The following is a 15,487-nucleotide window of genomic DNA, read 5'->3' as shown; positions in this document are numbered from 1 at the left end:
CCGTGCTCAACCTTCCGCCGCGTATCAGCTCCCGGCTGAACAGCAGCCAGTTCGCCAACCTGCATACGTTTCTGGTGGCGGCTCGGCACCTGAGCTTCGCTCGGGCAGCGCAGGAGCTGTGCATCACCGCCAGTGCCGTGAGCCACAGGATGAGTCGGCTGGAGCAGGCGCTACAGATGAAACTGTTCCAGCGCCTGACTCGCCAGGTCGCCCTGACCGATGAAGGCGAGAGGATCTTCGCGATACTTCAGCAGGCGATGGGCGACTTGTCCGAGGCGCTTGAGCCCTCGTCCCACGCCGACGTCGCTGGACCGATCGCGCTCTACGTGAGGCCGTCCATCGCCCAATGTTGGCTGGTGCCGAAGCTGGCTGATTTCATCGAACGTTACCCTTCGATCGCGTTGGATCTGCGCGTGGGCAATGACAATGTCGACTTTCGCACGCGCAAGATCGACCTGGCCTTGTACTACGCCAATGGCGAGTTTCCTGGGTTGACCAGCTACAAGCTGATGCACGAACACCTGGCGCCGGTGTGCAGCCCTGAATACGCACAACGCCATGGCTTGATGGAAAACCCGCAAAACCTACAGCACTGCACCACCCTGCACGACTCCCTCGCCTGGGATCATGCCGCCTACGATGCGGAGTGGACGCTATGGGCCGCGCAACACGACCTACTGGCAGCGCTCCCCAAACGCAGCCTGACCTTCGATCGTTCCGACCTGGCCGTGACAGCCGCCCTCAACCACGCCGGCATCGCCATCGGCCGGCAGCAGTTGGTGCAAAAGCATGTGGATAGCGGCGAGCTGGTGCTGCCTCTGGGTGGGTTCTGCCGCTCAGGCCACTATGATTACTACCTGGTGCATCCGGTACTCGATAGCGTACCTAAGCGGTTAGCGGTATTTATGGATTGGCTGCGGGAGTGCGCCCACTACTCATCCACACACCATGAACAATCATTGATGACCCAGCACCGAGCTTGGCCGAAAGCCACGTGTCCTCAGAACGACGTACTCACCGTCACCGCCAGATTACGCGGATCTCCATAGATCGCCCCCGCATAGAACCCGTAGCGGGTGTAGTAGTGCTTGTCGAACAGGTTGTTGGCATTGAGGCTCACCGCCGTGTCATCGGTCAGCTGGTATTTGGCCATGGCGTTCCAGATTGCGTAGCCCGACCAGTTGACGTCGGTCGCGCCCGAACTCACACCATTGACCGGCTGCCCAGCCGGGCTTGAGATCGCGCGGATGTTGCTTTGCGCGGTGACACCCGCGCCGACGGTGAGGCGCTCAAGCGGGCCGGACAAGCGATAGGTAGTCGAGGCCTTGAACAGGTGCGCGGGGTCGCTGCGCCCGTCACTGTCGATGCGCCGGAAATGCAGGTAGGTGTAGCCGGCATAGACGTTCCAGTTCGGCGTCAGCGCGCCAGCGAGCTCCAGGTCGATACCGTCGGTTTCCTGGCCAGTGCCGGTGGTGTAGGCATCACCGCCGGTAGGCGTGGACTGGCCGTCATCGAGCACCGCTTTGTTCTGTTGCTTGGTGCGAAAGTAAGCCGCAGAGGCGTTCAGGCGGCCGTCGAGCCAGGCCGCCTTGATGCCGGTCTCATAGCTCTGCCCGCGGATCGGCTCGACCTTGCTACCACTGACGGTCTCTTCGCTCTGTGGGTTGAAGATGTCGGTGTAGCTGGCGTACAGCGAGTAGTTGTCGTTGAGGTCATACACCACGCCCAGGTAAGGGGTGACGATGCCGTTGTTCTGCTGGTTGCTGCGCACGCCACTGACGTTGCGGGTGGTGGCCGAATAGTCGGTGCTGCGCACCCCGGCAATCACCGACAACGGATCGCTGATGCTCAAGCGGGTGGCGGCGTACAGGCCTTGCAGGCGGGTGGTGTTCTTGCTGTGGCGGCCGGTCCTGGAGGCGAGCATGGCGTAGTCGCTGTCCACGCCATTGTGCCAATCGCTCAGCGGCAAGCCATTATTGGCGCGGAACTGACAGCCTAAGGCCGGGGCACTGACGCGATCATCGCTGAGCATGGTGCAGGTGTACTGCGGCGACCAGGCGACGGTGCGGCTGTCGTTGTAGCCGACCATCGCCTGATGGGTGCGGCCGAACAGCTGGAACGGGCCAGACAGATCGATCTGCGCCGACTGCTGGGTGGTGTCGCTGGAGCTGTGCAGGCCATTGAGCACAGCGCCGCTGCCATCCTGCTCCCAATAGCCGCCATAGCTGCCCCGGCCCGCCGAATTGACCTTGGCCAAGCCGCGGTGGTTGAGCGCCTCGGTTTCACTCTGGGCGACTTTCAGGTCCAGGCTCCAGTCGTTGTCGAAGCTGTGCGCCAGCGAGCCGAAGGTGGTGCGGGTGGTGTATTCGCCAAAGCTCCAGCTGGGGACCACGTTGGTGCTGCGCGGCAGGTCGGTCTTGCTGCCGTCGCGGTACCAGATGGGGATGTTGGCACCCCAGCCGCCGCCGACCACTTTGTTGTACTCGTACTGGTAACCCGCTCCAAGGGTGGTGGCGTCATCCAGGTCGAACTCGAAGTTGGCCAGGGCGGCGCGGGAGCGCTCGGACTGGTTGTCGCGGAACGAGTTGGCATCCTGCTGGGTCATCACGAAGCGCGACCGCAAGCGGCCATCTTCGGACAGCGGCAGGTTCAAGTCGGCGCCCAGGCGGCGTTTGTCCCAGCTGCCGTAGGTGGCATAAGCACTGCCGCCGAAGGTTCTGCTCGGCGCTTTGCGGATCAGGTTGACCGTTGCGGAAGGATCACCGGTACCACCCAGCAAGCCATTGGCGCCACGGACGATATCGATGCGCTCGTACAGGTCCATGTTCAGCGCATTGCCGCCGCCGCTGAAGTCAGAGCCGCCGAAAAACTGCAGGCCATCCACCTTCCAGTTGGAAATCGAGTAACCGCGTGCGCGGAAATCGGTACGCCCGCCCACTTCCATCTTGCTCGCAGTCACCCCAGGGGTGGTGTCGAGCGCCTGCTCGATGGTGTGGATATCGCGGTCATCCATCTGTTGCCGAGTAATGCTGGTGACTGACTGCGGGGTCTGGCGCGGGGTAAGCTTCAGGCCCGTTGAGCTGCGCGTGCTCTCGACGGTATAGCCAAGCTGACCCGCTTGATCGGCCGGCAGCAGAGCGCTGTCTTCGATCTGCGTGGCATCCAGTTCCAAGGGCTGGTTGTCGGCGGCCAGGGTCTGGGCGCTGAAGGCCGCAGCGATGCATAGAGCAAGCGGAGTAAGGCGGCTAGTACCGCGTACTGAAGGTGACATGGCGTGGCTGATGCTCTGAGTCATTGGGAAAGCTTCGTATTCGCAGATGATTTTTTGATACGATTCTAGGCATGCGCCCTCTGCGCACCATGGCCGGCATGTACGGGCATGTAATCGAACGTAACGAGCACTGCTGGCGCTCCCCGAACAGGTACTTGGCCCATGAGCACCACCCTGCTGGTTGTCGACGATGACGACGAAATCCGCGAACTTCTCTGCGACTACTTAAGTGATGCTGGCTATGCGGTACTGGCCGCCGCCGATGGCGAGCAGATGCGTCAGCAGTTGGCGCGGCACAAGGTCGATCTGGTGGTACTGGACGTGATGCTGCCTGGCGAAGACGGTCTGAGCCTGTGCCGCCAGTTGCAGGCCCAGCCGGGCCTGGCAGTGATCATGCTGTCGGCCAAGGGCAGTACCTTTGATCGCATCATCGGCCTGGAAGTGGGCGCCGATGATTACCTGGCCAAACCTTTCGAGCCACGCGAACTGATCGCCCGGATCAAGGCCGTGCTGCGTCGCCCGCAGCGCCTCGAACAGGCCGTAGAAGCACTCGCCCAGGACGAGCAAAGCTTTGCTGGCTACCGCCTGGACCACATCAAGCGCCTGCTGACTTGCCCCGATGGCCAGGCGCTGTCCCTGCCCCGCTCCGATTACCGGGTGCTGCGCGAACTGCTCGATGCCAACAACCGGGTGGTCTCGCGCGATCTGCTGACGCGCAGTGCATTTGGCCGCGACCACCTGCCTGACGACCGCTCGGTGGACATGTGCATCAGCCGCCTGCGCCAGCAGCTACGGCGCAGCCCGGATGGCGCGGTGCAGATTCTCACCATTCGCAACGAAGGCTATCTGCTCACCGGCGCCCAGCGCTGACATGCGCCTGCCGATCCCACTGCGCCGCCTGTGGCCGAAGACCCTGTTCGGCCAGTTGCTGCTGATCATGGTCAGCGGCACTCTGGTGATCCAGCTGATGTCCAGCAGCATCTGGTTCGACGTGCGCTTCGCCCAGGTCATGGAAGCGCCGGTACGCCTGATCGCGGCCCGCAGTGCGCCACTGATCGCCCAGGCCGACTGCCATGCTGGCAGCCTGCAGTTGCCCAATCACTACCAGGTACGCTGCGCCGTGTCCGAGCCTGTCGCGCACACAGACGAGCGCCGCGGCCGACACCGGGTCGAGTTGCTGCTGGATCAAGCCCTGGCATACGAACTGGGCCGCGACGCACACGCGCGCCTGCTCAAGGTGCAACTGACCGATGAGCTCGGCCAGCCGATCGTCTGGCGCAGTCTGTTTGGCCTACGCACCGCCCAGGCGCATATCCAGTTCGCCGTGCCCCTGGCCGACGGCCACTGGCTGACCATCGACGGCGAGGAACTGCAGGGCTGGAGTGGCGAGTCGGCCTGGGTGCTGATCAGCGACTACTTGCTGAGGGTGTACGCCTTGCGCATCGTCGCGGTACTGCTGGTATGCCTGATTGCCGTGCGCCTGTGCCTGCGCCCGCTACGCCGCCTGGCCGATGCCGCGCGGGGCTTGGGTAGCAATCTGGAACAGGCGCCGTTGCCGCTGGACGGCCCAGAGGAAGTACGCCAAGCAGCCCAGGCCTTCAACGCCATGCAGCAGCGCTTGATTGCCATGGTCAACGACAAAGCCTACTTCCTCGCAGCGGTGTCGCACGACCTGCGTACGCCGCTGACGCGCATGCGCCTGCGCCTGGAACGGCTTGAGCCGGGCGAACATAAAGAGCGACTGCGCCAGAACATCGTGCAGATGGACGAGATGATCGGCCAGGTCCTGGATTACCTGCGTGCCGGCGAGCAGCAGAACCTGCAGCAGGTGGACATGGACCGGTTGCTGGCTCGCCTGTGCGCAGACCTCGCCAGCGCTAAAGAGCCGCTGCCGGTGCATGGCCAGGCGGGGATGATCGAGGTCGACGCGCTGATGCTGCAACGCTGTTTGCAGAATCTTCTGGTGAATGCGCTGCGTTATGCCAAAGAGGTTTCGGTCACGCTGCAGCCGACTGCAGACCAGGTTGCCATCCATATCGATGACCACGGCCCAGGTATTGCCGCTGCGCAGTTGAGCACCATCACCGAGCCGTTCGTACGTGGCGAGAACTCACGCAACCAAGCCTCGGGAGGTTACGGATTGGGGCTGAGTATCGCTCAGCGAATCGCAGCCAGCCATGGCGGTGATTTGATCATAACCAATCGCCCCGAGGGTGGCTTGCGAGTCAGCGTGCTACTGCCCAGATCTCGAGCCACGCCGTAGAAGTGTGATGACGCTCAGTTACCCTGAAGCACTTTCAGCGCGGCCTCGGCAAGAAACCCAGAGCGGCTTTTCTGCTCAGGATGATTCTTCACATAAGCGTCGATTCGGTTGAGCAAATACGCCGGTAATGTGATGTTCAGTTTTTCTGCCTTTCCTAGGTAGCGAGTGATGTCGATATCGATCAGTGCCCAGGTGCAGCCGGCATAGGCCGGATCAGCGGCGTGCACCGTCACTTTGCGGGCTTTGGGGATCTCCTGTTGGTCCTGGGCAAGCAGCTCCAAGTGGCCTTCGATGGCCTCACGAGCCATGGCCATGGCGTCGTCCAAATCCTCGCCTGCCGAGTAACAGCCAGGAATATCCGGGACTTCCACGCCCCAGGCATGGGCGTCGTCACCGGGAAAAATCGCGATAGGGAACAGCATCGGGTGCTCTCCATGGTCAGCTGGCATAGCCGATCCGCGCCTGCCGCAGAATGCTGGCTGCCGTCTTTGGCAGCAGATCTTTCTTTGGATGGGGGATAGTGACCAGCCCGGTCTTGTGTGGATGCTTGAAATGGTGGTGGCTGCCACGCGTGCGCACCAGATACCAGCCATCTGCTTGGATGACGCAAATCAGTTCGCGGCTGTTCATGAACCTTCCTTGGCTGCCGCAGTGGTTATTATACCCACCGATACGCAACTATCAACACCATACCCACCGCTTGGCGGTGGATTGCTCACAAGCAAGTATGGTGAAGGCGGGAATGAGAGCCGAAAACAAGTGATGCGGGATCTTGCCGAGTACAGGTCGCAGCTCAGCGCTGGCGCCGTAACTCCACCAACCGCCGACGCATTTCGCGATGCCGCTCGCTATTGAACACCCATGCCGCCAACAACGGCAGCGCCAGCAGAATCGCCAATAGCACCGCATTCAAACCGCTTCCCAACAGACTCAATGCCATCAGCAACGCCACGAACGGGACGGGTAAAACAACCCACATGGCCCACTTGAGGCCGCGGATCATCGCGAAGTGCCCAGCGCAGAGCAACAGCGCTAGCGTTGCCGTGCCCATCAGGGTGTACAACGGATTATCCGAATGATTGCGCCAGTGACTATCGATCCACATAGCCAGTGACAAAGCCCCCGACATCACACAGGTGAAAAAGCCCAACAAAAACGTTGGGAAGTAACACCGCATGAAAGCCTGGAACTCGCCAAACTTCATCATCACTCGAACTCCTCATAGAGGCCCACGGCGATGCTTTGCACCGTGGCACTGCCCGCTAGACCAAAAGTGGCACCAAGAGAGTCGCGCAACAGCGTCTGGGTGGCATGGTTGATCTGCGTGGGCGTGTAGCGCTTGGTCATGGTGCCTGCAGCCTGCTGTAACTTGAGCTGCTTGGGCGTGAGACTGGGATGCTTGATCGAAAGCAGCTCATCGGTGAGCGCCTTGCGCTGCTGCCGGCTGAGTGATCGGGTCAGTTCAAGCCAGCTGCGCCCGGTCGAGGCCTTGTGCACCTGAAGGTATTTGAGCGTGGTCAGCCCCGAAGCCCCGACGCCCAGCAGCGACGCGCCATCGAGCACCTTGGAAGCCGCCTGGTACCACTGGTTTTCATCCAGTGCATCGTTGGCGGCCGGATTGGTCACTTCGCGCACCGTACGGATAACCCCAATGGCGCACTGGGCAGTGCTGGCTGCAGCTGCTGTACCGCCGACATAGGTCAGCACCAGGCTGGTACCTGCAGTGAACGGCGCGGCGATGGTACCGCTGAAAACCACCCACCAGCCGATGAATGCACCGGCGCAGGAAAGCGAGGTGTTGATCGCTTCCTTGACCACTCGCGACTCACGCGGATTGTTTTGCAACTGCTCGGTGTACTGCGCGGGGGTCTGGTATTTGTTGATTTCCCGCAGAATCACGCGCTTGGGCCTGATGCTGCAGATCGGCTGGAACTCACGCAGGGTAATGACATTGAAGTCAGCGTCAATGTACACAACCCCTGCCCCAACGATGCGGGGGTCGGCATCGATCGCGGCGAACATTTTCGGCAAGTTGATTCGTGCCTGGATTCGCTGACGCGCGAGAAACTGCGAGGTATTACCCAATGGGTTTGCCAAAAGGTCTGTCACGAGTGCTGTCCTTGCAGAAGTAGGCGGGCGTGCCTCATAGGGAGGCGGGCTTGCCCCGCGATGAGTCCGCGTCGTGACGGACTCGATCGCGGGCCAAGCCCGCTCCCACGAGGTACTTAACTGCCTTGAAGATCAGGCATCAAACGTTCGGGCAAGGCACCGGCGCCCAGTCACCCATGTCTGGGTTGCGGCACATACCGTTGACCTGATCCTGGCCAGCCTTGGCCACTTGCTGGGCCTCGGTTTTCTTGCTGGTGGCGTTCTGCAGGGTCTTCTCGGTAGCGACGGCTTCTTTCGGCACGTCAGGCAGCTTGGTCTTCTTCACCGCCTTGGCCTTCTTGCCGGTGGTCGCGGCTTTCGGCGCTTCGGCCGCTGCCACCACGGTCACATCGGCGCGCTGTACACCCACCTGCTTGAGGTCCTGCTCGTAGGCTTGGGTGTAGTTGTTGAGGTTCTCACCCAGGCGACCGCTGACAGCGCTGATCAGGTTGTTCGACTCTTGCAGGCCAGCGACGATCTCGGCCAGGCGCTTGCGCCCTTCGGTGTCATTGATGCGGTTGGCCTTGCGCCCGTCCATGAGGTTGGCGAACTCGCGCTGGTAGCAGCTCTGCGAAGCCTTGGCGTAAGTGGTGGTACGGTCCATGTCGGCCGCACTCTTGTCGATGTCGGTAGCGTACGAGGCGATGCGCTGCTTATCGTCGCTGATCTGTTTCTGACGCTCGGTGTAGTAGCCCGCCGCGCCACCGACCAGGGCACCGCCTGCGGCACCAATCGCGGCATTGCGGCCGCGCTTGTCACCGTCGACCAGGGCGCCGGTCAGCGCGCCGCCGACCGCGCCGAGCAGGGCACCGGTGGCGACCGACTTGGTCATGTCGGAGTCGGTGGAGCGCAGGTGCTGCACAGGCTCGTAGCAGCTTGGGTAGTACTCGACCTTGGTGCTGGCACCGACCTTGGAGACCGGCGAGCCAGCACAGCCGGCCAACAGTACGGTGCTGAAGCCTGCGGCCAGGAGCAGTGCGGTACGGGCCTGGGTGGCATTGATCAGAGCGTTACGGGTGAAAAGCATGGTCAGGTTCTCGCTTGGGTTGTACAGGTCCGGGTGGCGTCATGCCGCCCGGGATGGCTTGCTTGCATTGCAGTCGTTCAAGGGCGCGGGGCGGCCGATGCCAGCAGCTCCTTGAGGATCGTCGCCGGATCGGCCCGCCGTTGCTGGCGGTACTCCCCGACGTGGCGGACGAACAGGGTGGCGCGGCTCTCCAGGCTCTTGCCCAGGACCGGCTTGAGATTGAGTTCTTGCTTGACCCGCTGGAACTGCGCCTGGATCACCGCGTCGGTGTAGCGCGTGCCGCTGGCCAGGTTGTCGATATAGATCGCCACCGCGCCATCGAGGGCGCTGCGGCCGTTGGCGATGGCGGCGCCGTACATGCGCGCGCTGGTCTGATCGCCAGCCGCTTGCGCCTTGGCCTGGGTGTTGCGCAGGTTGGTCAGGCGAATGTTGTAGTTGTTGATGGTTTCGGCCACCAGGGCTGCGGACTGGATCAAGTTGCCGGCGGCCTCCTCGCGCTGCTGGGCGATCAGCGAGACGTTGCGCTTGAGCTCTTCGTTGACCAGGCCCAGTTCGGCTTGCAGGCGCGGGTCGGTGGCGCTGGCGATGATCCCGTCCAGGCGCTTGGTCGGGTCCTGGGCGTCATCGATGGCATCGGTCAGGCTGGCCAGGCGACCCTCCTTTTGCCACTGCTCGAACAGCTCCGGATAACGCGAACGCGGCGCCGACAGCGCGCCAATGGCCAGGCGAAAACCGGTGGTCTCGTTGCGTTGCTCGGTGCCGTCGGCGCCAAACAGCGGATACTCCCGGCGCATGCCGGTAAACAAGGTGCCCTCGCCTTCCAGGTAGTTGCCGCCCTTGACCACGAAGCCGCCATAAGCACCTTGGCGGCGCCCGGCATGGACCAGCTGGAACGACTCCTGCACCATCTCCGCAGCGTTGCCGATCACATCGAACAAGCCCAACGGGTTCGGCAGCTTGGTGCCGATTGGCAACAGCCGTGCCGCCTGGCCAGTGCCGCCGGCAACCTGGTTGAACACCGCCCAGTCGGCCAACGGCCCTTCGCTGTCGCTGCCCTCGACTTTGCGCGGGAACAACCTGCCCTCCAGCTCCTGGCGACTGACCAGCGAGCCGCCGCGCGCGGCGAACTCCCACTCCACTTCGGTCGGCAGGCGCACGAAGCCAATACCGCCGTCTTCGGCTTTGCTCCCTCGGCCACTGACGGGCAACAGCGCGCGGTGATGCTGCATCAGCCAGGCGCTGTACACCGCTGCAAAACGCTCGGCCTCAAAGCGCGACAGCTTGACCTTGGGCAGGCGCCCGGCCATGTCGGTGACTGGCGCGCACGCCGGCGGCTGCTCGCCACTGGCCAGCGCCTGGGCCTGGGCCATCACCTGGGCATACTGGCGGGCGGTGACTTCGTACTTGCCGATGAAATACATCATCGGTTTGAGCGGGCTTTTCGCGTCGACCTTGGGCAGGTTCGGCGAGACCTGCTGTTGCCACTGCGGGGCCAAGTCGGCCAGGCTGAACTGACCGTTGATGAAGTCGCGCCGATAGCCAGAAATGAACGACTGCTTGTAGCCCGCCTCGCCTTCGCTGAAGGGGTAACCCAGGCTCACCTCACGATCGTCGAGGCTGCCTTGGGCCAATACATAGACAGGGCGGAAGACGATTTCGCCGCCACAGGGCAGCGGCAGGCTGACATCTCCGGCCAAGGGTTTGGGGTTGTCCAACTTGTCAGCGGCGAGCGGCTGGCCAGTTTCAGCCTTGGCAGCTGCCTTGGGCTGTTCATCCTCTGCCTGAGAGCAGGCGCCCAGGCTGAGGGTGGCTAGGATCAGGGCCAGCGCCCCGAGGCGAAATTCAGACATCACGGATTCCTTCGCAAGCATCGATCCGCGCCACCCGCCAGCCACCCAGGGCGGCAGCCAAGGTGCTGGCCGAGAGGACGGCGAGCAGCGCGACGAGGTAGTGCAGGGGCAGCAGATGGCTGGCGTACTCGCCCGGCACCTGGGTGAACATTCGGTTCAGGCCGAGCTCGGCCAGGGCATACAACAGGCCGCCAAGGGCCGCGGCGAACACCCCGCTGTACAACGCCTGGAGCACCACGAACAGCAGCAGTGCGCCAGTGCCGAAGCCAAGCAGGCGTAGCACCGCCAACTCGCGCTGCTTGCGCTCGACCGCCGCCACCGCGCCTGCGCCGATGGCGGCGGTAGCACCAACGACAGCCAGGGCCGCGATGATCCAGAACACCAGGTCAAGGTTGCGGCTCAGCGACTGCACCTGGGCGATCTGCGCCGCCTGGGTCGACACCAGCCATTTGCGCTCGGCAAAGTACTGGCGCAGCGGCTCGACATCGTTCAGCGAGCGGGCATACAGGCGAAACGCCGGATACACCCGCTGGGTGGCATTGGCCTCGCGCTCACCGGCCCAGTCCAGGGCAGGCACGGCGCGGCCATCGCGATAATCTTCGGCGGCCTCCAGCAGCGTCAGCGAGGCAAATAGTCCATCGCGTTCAAAGGCTGCCAGCGGCAACACCGCCAGCACCTGCAGCTCGCTCTGGCGCCATTGCAGCTGCCCCGCCTGCTGGCGGCTGAAGCTGGCCAGTAGCGAGTCACCGGCCTTGACCCCAAGCTTTTCTGCCGCAGTGAAGCTGAGCACCGCTTGTTGCAGGCCGGTTGGCACTGGCGCCCCTTGCAGCAACGGGTCACCGTCAGCGGTGGGAAGCATTTCCACCGTCACCGCACGGCCCTGTGCCGGTAGCCGCAACTCGGCTGTCGCGGCGATCTGCCGGGTCCGGGCAATGGCGAATGCCACCTCCTCGCGGGTAGCCAGATTGGCGATGAACGCGGCATCGAAACGACCACCGCCCAAGGGGATGATTTCGCGCACGCCAGGATCGCGCTGCAAGCGCTCGGTCAGGCTGCCGACCAAGCCGAACTTGAGTCCGAACAGCACCAGCAGCGGCGCAATCACCGCCACCAGCGCCAACACGCTGCAGGCCGACAGCCGTGCATCGCTGCGATAGTCCTGCCAGGCCAGGCTGGCGATCAGCAGCGGGCGCATCAGGCGGCCCTGCCCAAGGTCGCCGTGACACCACCATCGGCATCGCGCCGACAGCTCATGCGCAGCACCCGCAGGCCAGCGTCACGGGCCAGCTGTTCGTCGTGCGTGGCGATCACGCAGGTCACCCGGCGTGCCTCGGCCTGACGCAGCAACAGGCCCATGACCCGCTCGGCGTTGAGCGGATCCAGCGCCGCCGTCGGCTCATCGGCCAACAGCAGCACCGGCTGATGGGCCAGGGCGCGGGCGCAACTGACGCGCTGGCGTTGGCCGAGCGACAACGCCCCCGGGCGCTTTTCCAACTGGTCGTGGACATCCAGCGCTTGCGCCAGGCGCTCGACACTGCCGTCCTCGTCCAGCCCCAGCAGTTGCCGAGGCAGGCGAATATTGCCGCGCACATCGAGAAAGCCCAACAGCCCACCGGCCTGCAACACATAGCCCAGATGGCGGCTACGCAGGGCGGCCAGACGGTCGAGTCGACGACTGCGCCAGAGCGCGGCGATATCTTCCTCGCGGCCATCGAGGGCGAGGCCGAATGCCTGCGCAGCATCAGGTTCGAGCACCAGCGCGAGCAGGTCGAGCAAGGTGCTTTTGCCACAGCCACTGGGGCCGACCAACGCCACCCGCTCACCCGCCGACAAGCACAGCCGCTCGATCTCCAGGCTGTAGCGCTGGCTACCCTCGCCACGCGTCTTGCTCACCTCGTGCAGGTTGATCATCACGGCAGCGTCGATAGCGGGACACGGTACAAGGCGTCACCCGGCTCGGCGTTGCCGAAACGCACCCAGTTGGCCATGTCGTTGTGGAAGGTTTCGTAGAGACGGATCTTCGAGTCGAGCTCGTCGATGAAGTCTTGCTGCTCGGCGACCGACAGCGACAGCCATAGGTCCTGGCTCATGCTCAGCGACTTGCTGCGGTAAGGCAGCCCTTCCAGGTACTCGCCGAGCACACCGCTCTGGGCCAGATTGGTGCCCTTGCTCAGTGCCCCAGGATCGCGGCTCATGTAGGCACTGGCGCTGGCGATTTCATTGAAGAAATCGCCAGGCGAGCTACGGGTCTTGCGCGCGGCATCGACGATCAACTTGAGCGACTGCTGCAAATCGTTGAGCTGCAGCTTGGTCAGCATCACGCACACCTGCAAGGTGGGCAGCGCAGGGTTGGTCAGGTCGCGGTCGGCGGTCCAGGCGCTGACCAGTTGCGGCGCCTGGCTGGCGCTTTGGCGGCCAAGGAAATCCATGTGCATGGCATAGCCGATGGCCTGCGACTTGGCAGCCAGGCTCGACGCCGAGGTCAGCAATGGCACCGGCTGGGGCTGCTGGCTACGCACCTGGTGGACCAACTCGGCGAAGGTCGAGCCGATCTCGCGCACGCGCTCGCCAAAGGCGTTGACGTCACCGCCGGGCACCGACACATACAGGTCGCCGATCTGCGGGTTGCTGTCGGCCGTCAGCACCCGGTACTGCTGCTCGGCGCCTGCATGATTCTTCTGCCCCGCCGGGGTGCGCAAGTGCAGGGCGTAGATCTTGATCTGCTTGCTCAAGGCGGCCTGGCGCACCTCGGCCTCGTTCATCTGGGTGCTGCTGTAGGGGTCGTTCTTGCGCAGCGCGCCGGCATCGCTGACCAACAGCACGATGCGCCCGCCATAGCCGTTCCAGTCCATGCCTTCAACGGCCTGCATGACCCCGGCAAAGGCATCTTCATTGAACGAGTGACTGGAAACATTGGTGGCCTTCACTTGCGCCGCAGCCTTGAGGAAGCGCGCCGGATCGCGGCCCTGCTCCAGGCTCACCAGGGTCTTGCTCAGGTAGTCCAGCCCCGGGGTGCGCTTGGTGCTATTGCGAAAGCCGATCAGGCCAAAGCTGACGCTGTCCAGCTCGCCACGTGCAGCCAACTGCTGTTGCAGCTCGCTGACCACTTGGCGCACGCGGTCGATGTAGGGCTGCATGGAAACCGAGGTGTCCACCACCAGCACGATACCGGTGCGAAACGCCTTGCCATCGGCACCCGCCACCCCGGCGGCCTTTGGCGCCGTGTCGCGGGCGCTGGCGCCGGGGTCGATCGAGGCGATGTTGAGCAGTTGCACCGGCTGGCCCTGGGCATCGAAGCTTTCGCGGAAATCGAAGATCGGCATCAGGTAGAACTGCTCTTGCGGCACGGCGCTGGCAGTCGGCTCCAAGGCCATGACCTGCGGCACCTGGTCGGGATGGTTCTGCGCCTTGAGCAACTGCTCGCGCGCCTGGCCGGTGTCATCGAGCAGGCGCTGCACGTCGTCGGCATTGCGCATGAACATCACCGGTGAGCGGCCGGAACGCTCGGTGAGCTTGAGCACCAGGCTTTGTTTCCAATCGCTGCTCGCGCTGGCCGGCAACCAGCCATCGCGCTGTCCATCGCTGGAGCTGCCGACCTCGATCCACGGCTTACCGTCGACCTCCTTGCGTTGGTAGACATAGAGCACGCTGAACGCTGGCAAACGCTCGCCAGCACTGCCGCCAGGCTGATCGAGCAGCTGCGCGCCGGGCTGGCTGAGCACACGCTGGTACAGGGTCTTCTTGCCGGGCATCAGCAAAGGCCTCTGGTCATCGACGGCGGCGAGCGGTGTGCGCTCAGGCGCAGTTTGACCGGCTGTCTGCGCCACTGGCGATTGCTCTTGCGGCGCCTGCGCTGCGGGCTGCTGGTCGCCGCCAAGCAGCCAGAAGAACGCGCCACCAAGGCCCAGCGCAGCAGCAATGGCCAAGGCCAGGACCGCCTTGGCGGGTTTATTCGATGCCGATTTGGCAGCTGGCGCAGGGGCGCGGTCGACAGTGGCGGCGCTAACCGGCTCGGGCGCTGGCGGCGCCTTGGGGATCTCGATAGACACCGGCGTCAGCCCGGCCAGATCTGGCTTGGCCGGTGCCACTGGCGGCAGCGGCAGCGGGCGGATGACAGTGCTGTCAGTACTTTCTACCGGCAAGCGGTCAAGCGCTGCCAGCAAGGCGGCAGCGTCGGCGAAACGCTCATTCGGGTCCTTGGCCAGAAGCCCGCGCAAGATGTCCTGGTAACGGCCATGCTCGATGGGCAGTTCCGGCAGTGGCTCGGTGAGGTGCGCCAACGCCGTGGACAGCGCATCGGTGCCGTTGTACGGCAGCTTGCCGACCAGGATTTCATACAGCACCACGCCCAACGCGTAGAGGTCGGCGCGGCCGTCGATCTCAAGCCCGCGGGCTTGTTCCGGGCTCATGTAGCTGGGTGTGCCCACAGCAAACCCAGCCTGGGTGAACTGGGTGCGATCATCCAGCGACTTGGCGATGCCGAAGTCCGACAGCACGGCGGTGCCATCGGCGCGGAACAGGATGTTGGCCGGTTTGACGTCACGGTGCACCAGCCCCTGGGCGTGGGCATAGCCCAGCGCCTGGGCGATCTGGCGCACATACAACAGGCCCTGCTGCGGCGTCAGGCCGTCAGCGATGCGCTCCTTGAGCGTACCGCTGGGCAGAAACTCCATGGCCATGTAGTACAGCTCGCCCACATTGCCGATGTCGTGAATGGTGGCGATGTGCGGATGCGCCAAGCGGGCCAGGGTACGGCCTTCGCGCAAGAACCGCTCGCAGAAGGTCGGGTCGGCGGCCAGGCTCGCGGCCATGACCTTCAACGCCACCTTGCGCTGCAGTGAGCGCTGGGTGGCCAGGTAGACGCTGGCCATGGCGCCTTGGCCAATCTCGCCGTCGATGTCGAATCCGGGGATGTGCATGTCCATGCT

The 15,487-nt window shown here is 63.8% G+C and carries 13 protein-coding genes; 3 read left to right on the top strand and 10 right to left on the bottom strand.

The genetic code is table 11. The features are described from left to right. Positions 1–2: 2 nt before the first annotated feature. Positions 3–1,049, top strand: a complete 1,047-nt coding sequence (gene dsdC, locus AAZU54_RS06270; RefSeq protein ID WP_434726833.1) for a DNA-binding transcriptional regulator DsdC — start codon at positions 3–5, stop codon at positions 1,047–1,049. On the opposite strand, the gene AAZU54_RS06265 is transcribed toward dsdC, so the two are convergent. Continuing rightward, complete coding sequence (locus AAZU54_RS06265; RefSeq protein WP_434726832.1) at positions 1,001–3,295, bottom strand: TonB-dependent siderophore receptor; 2,295 nt, start codon at positions 3,293–3,295, stop codon at positions 1,001–1,003. The genes dsdC and AAZU54_RS06265 overlap by 49 nt on opposite strands. Positions 3,296–3,433: 138 nt before the next feature. Here AAZU54_RS06265 and AAZU54_RS06260 point away from each other — a divergent pair, with 138 nt between their 5' ends. Then, positions 3,434–4,141: a response regulator gene (locus AAZU54_RS06260; RefSeq protein ID WP_186552814.1), complete on the top strand. Its 708-nt coding sequence runs from the start codon at positions 3,434–3,436 to the stop codon at positions 4,139–4,141. 1 nt (position 4,142) lies between these two features. Then, a complete protein-coding gene (locus AAZU54_RS06255; RefSeq protein WP_434726831.1) occupies positions 4,143–5,534 on the top strand; it encodes an ATP-binding protein in 1,392 nt (463 codons plus the stop codon). A 14-nt stretch (positions 5,535–5,548) separates the two neighbouring features. Here the strand turns inward: AAZU54_RS06255 and AAZU54_RS06250 are convergent, their stop codons facing one another. The 9 genes from AAZU54_RS06250 to AAZU54_RS06210 all read right to left on the bottom strand — a co-directional run bounded on the left by AAZU54_RS06250 (position 5,549) and on the right by AAZU54_RS06210 (position 15,484). Continuing rightward, on the bottom strand, positions 5,549–5,956 hold the full coding sequence (locus tag AAZU54_RS06250) for a type II toxin-antitoxin system HicB family antitoxin (protein WP_186552816.1): 408 nt from the start codon (positions 5,954–5,956) through the stop codon (positions 5,549–5,551). Between the two features lie 16 nt (positions 5,957–5,972). Next, positions 5,973–6,164: a type II toxin-antitoxin system HicA family toxin gene (locus AAZU54_RS06245; RefSeq protein WP_186552817.1), complete on the bottom strand. Its 192-nt coding sequence runs from the start codon at positions 6,162–6,164 to the stop codon at positions 5,973–5,975. A 163-nt stretch (positions 6,165–6,327) separates the two neighbouring features. Next, positions 6,328–6,741, bottom strand: a complete 414-nt coding sequence (locus tag AAZU54_RS06240; protein WP_312152520.1) for a hypothetical protein — start codon at positions 6,739–6,741, stop codon at positions 6,328–6,330. Further along, positions 6,741–7,631, bottom strand: a complete 891-nt coding sequence (locus AAZU54_RS06235; protein ID WP_189661677.1) for an NAD synthetase — start codon at positions 7,629–7,631, stop codon at positions 6,741–6,743. The genes AAZU54_RS06240 and AAZU54_RS06235 overlap by 1 nt, the downstream gene beginning before the upstream one ends. Before the next feature lie 151 nt (positions 7,632–7,782). Beyond that, a complete protein-coding gene (tagQ, locus tag AAZU54_RS06230) occupies positions 7,783–8,709 on the bottom strand; it encodes a type VI secretion system-associated lipoprotein TagQ (protein ID WP_434726830.1) in 927 nt (308 codons plus the stop codon). Between the two features lie 77 nt (positions 8,710–8,786). Next, positions 8,787–10,559 carry a formylglycine-generating enzyme family protein gene (locus AAZU54_RS06225; protein ID WP_312155701.1) on the bottom strand — a complete coding sequence of 591 codons (1,773 nt, stop codon included), beginning with the start codon at positions 10,557–10,559 and terminating at the stop codon, positions 8,787–8,789. Then, on the bottom strand, positions 10,552–11,754 hold the full coding sequence (locus tag AAZU54_RS06220; protein WP_186552822.1) for an ABC transporter permease: 1,203 nt from the start codon (positions 11,752–11,754) through the stop codon (positions 10,552–10,554). Before AAZU54_RS06220 ends, AAZU54_RS06225 begins: the two co-directional genes overlap by 8 nt. Next, positions 11,754–12,470, bottom strand: coding sequence for an ABC transporter ATP-binding protein (locus AAZU54_RS06215; protein ID WP_434726829.1), 717 nt, complete (start codon positions 12,468–12,470; stop codon positions 11,754–11,756). The genes AAZU54_RS06220 and AAZU54_RS06215 overlap by 1 nt, the downstream gene beginning before the upstream one ends. After that, positions 12,470–15,484, bottom strand: coding sequence for a serine/threonine-protein kinase (locus tag AAZU54_RS06210; RefSeq protein WP_434726828.1), 3,015 nt, complete (start codon positions 15,482–15,484; stop codon positions 12,470–12,472). Before AAZU54_RS06210 ends, AAZU54_RS06215 begins: the two co-directional genes overlap by 1 nt. Positions 15,485–15,487: the final 3 nt, after the last annotated feature.

The sequence above is a fragment of the Pseudomonas sp. Je.1.5.c genome (assembly GCF_051129895.1).
In the GTDB taxonomy this organism is placed as follows: Bacteria; Pseudomonadota; Gammaproteobacteria; order Pseudomonadales; family Pseudomonadaceae; genus Aquipseudomonas; species Aquipseudomonas urmiensis.
Note: the sequence above shows the minus strand (reverse complement) of the source record. Positions and strands in the feature narration are given on the sequence as shown.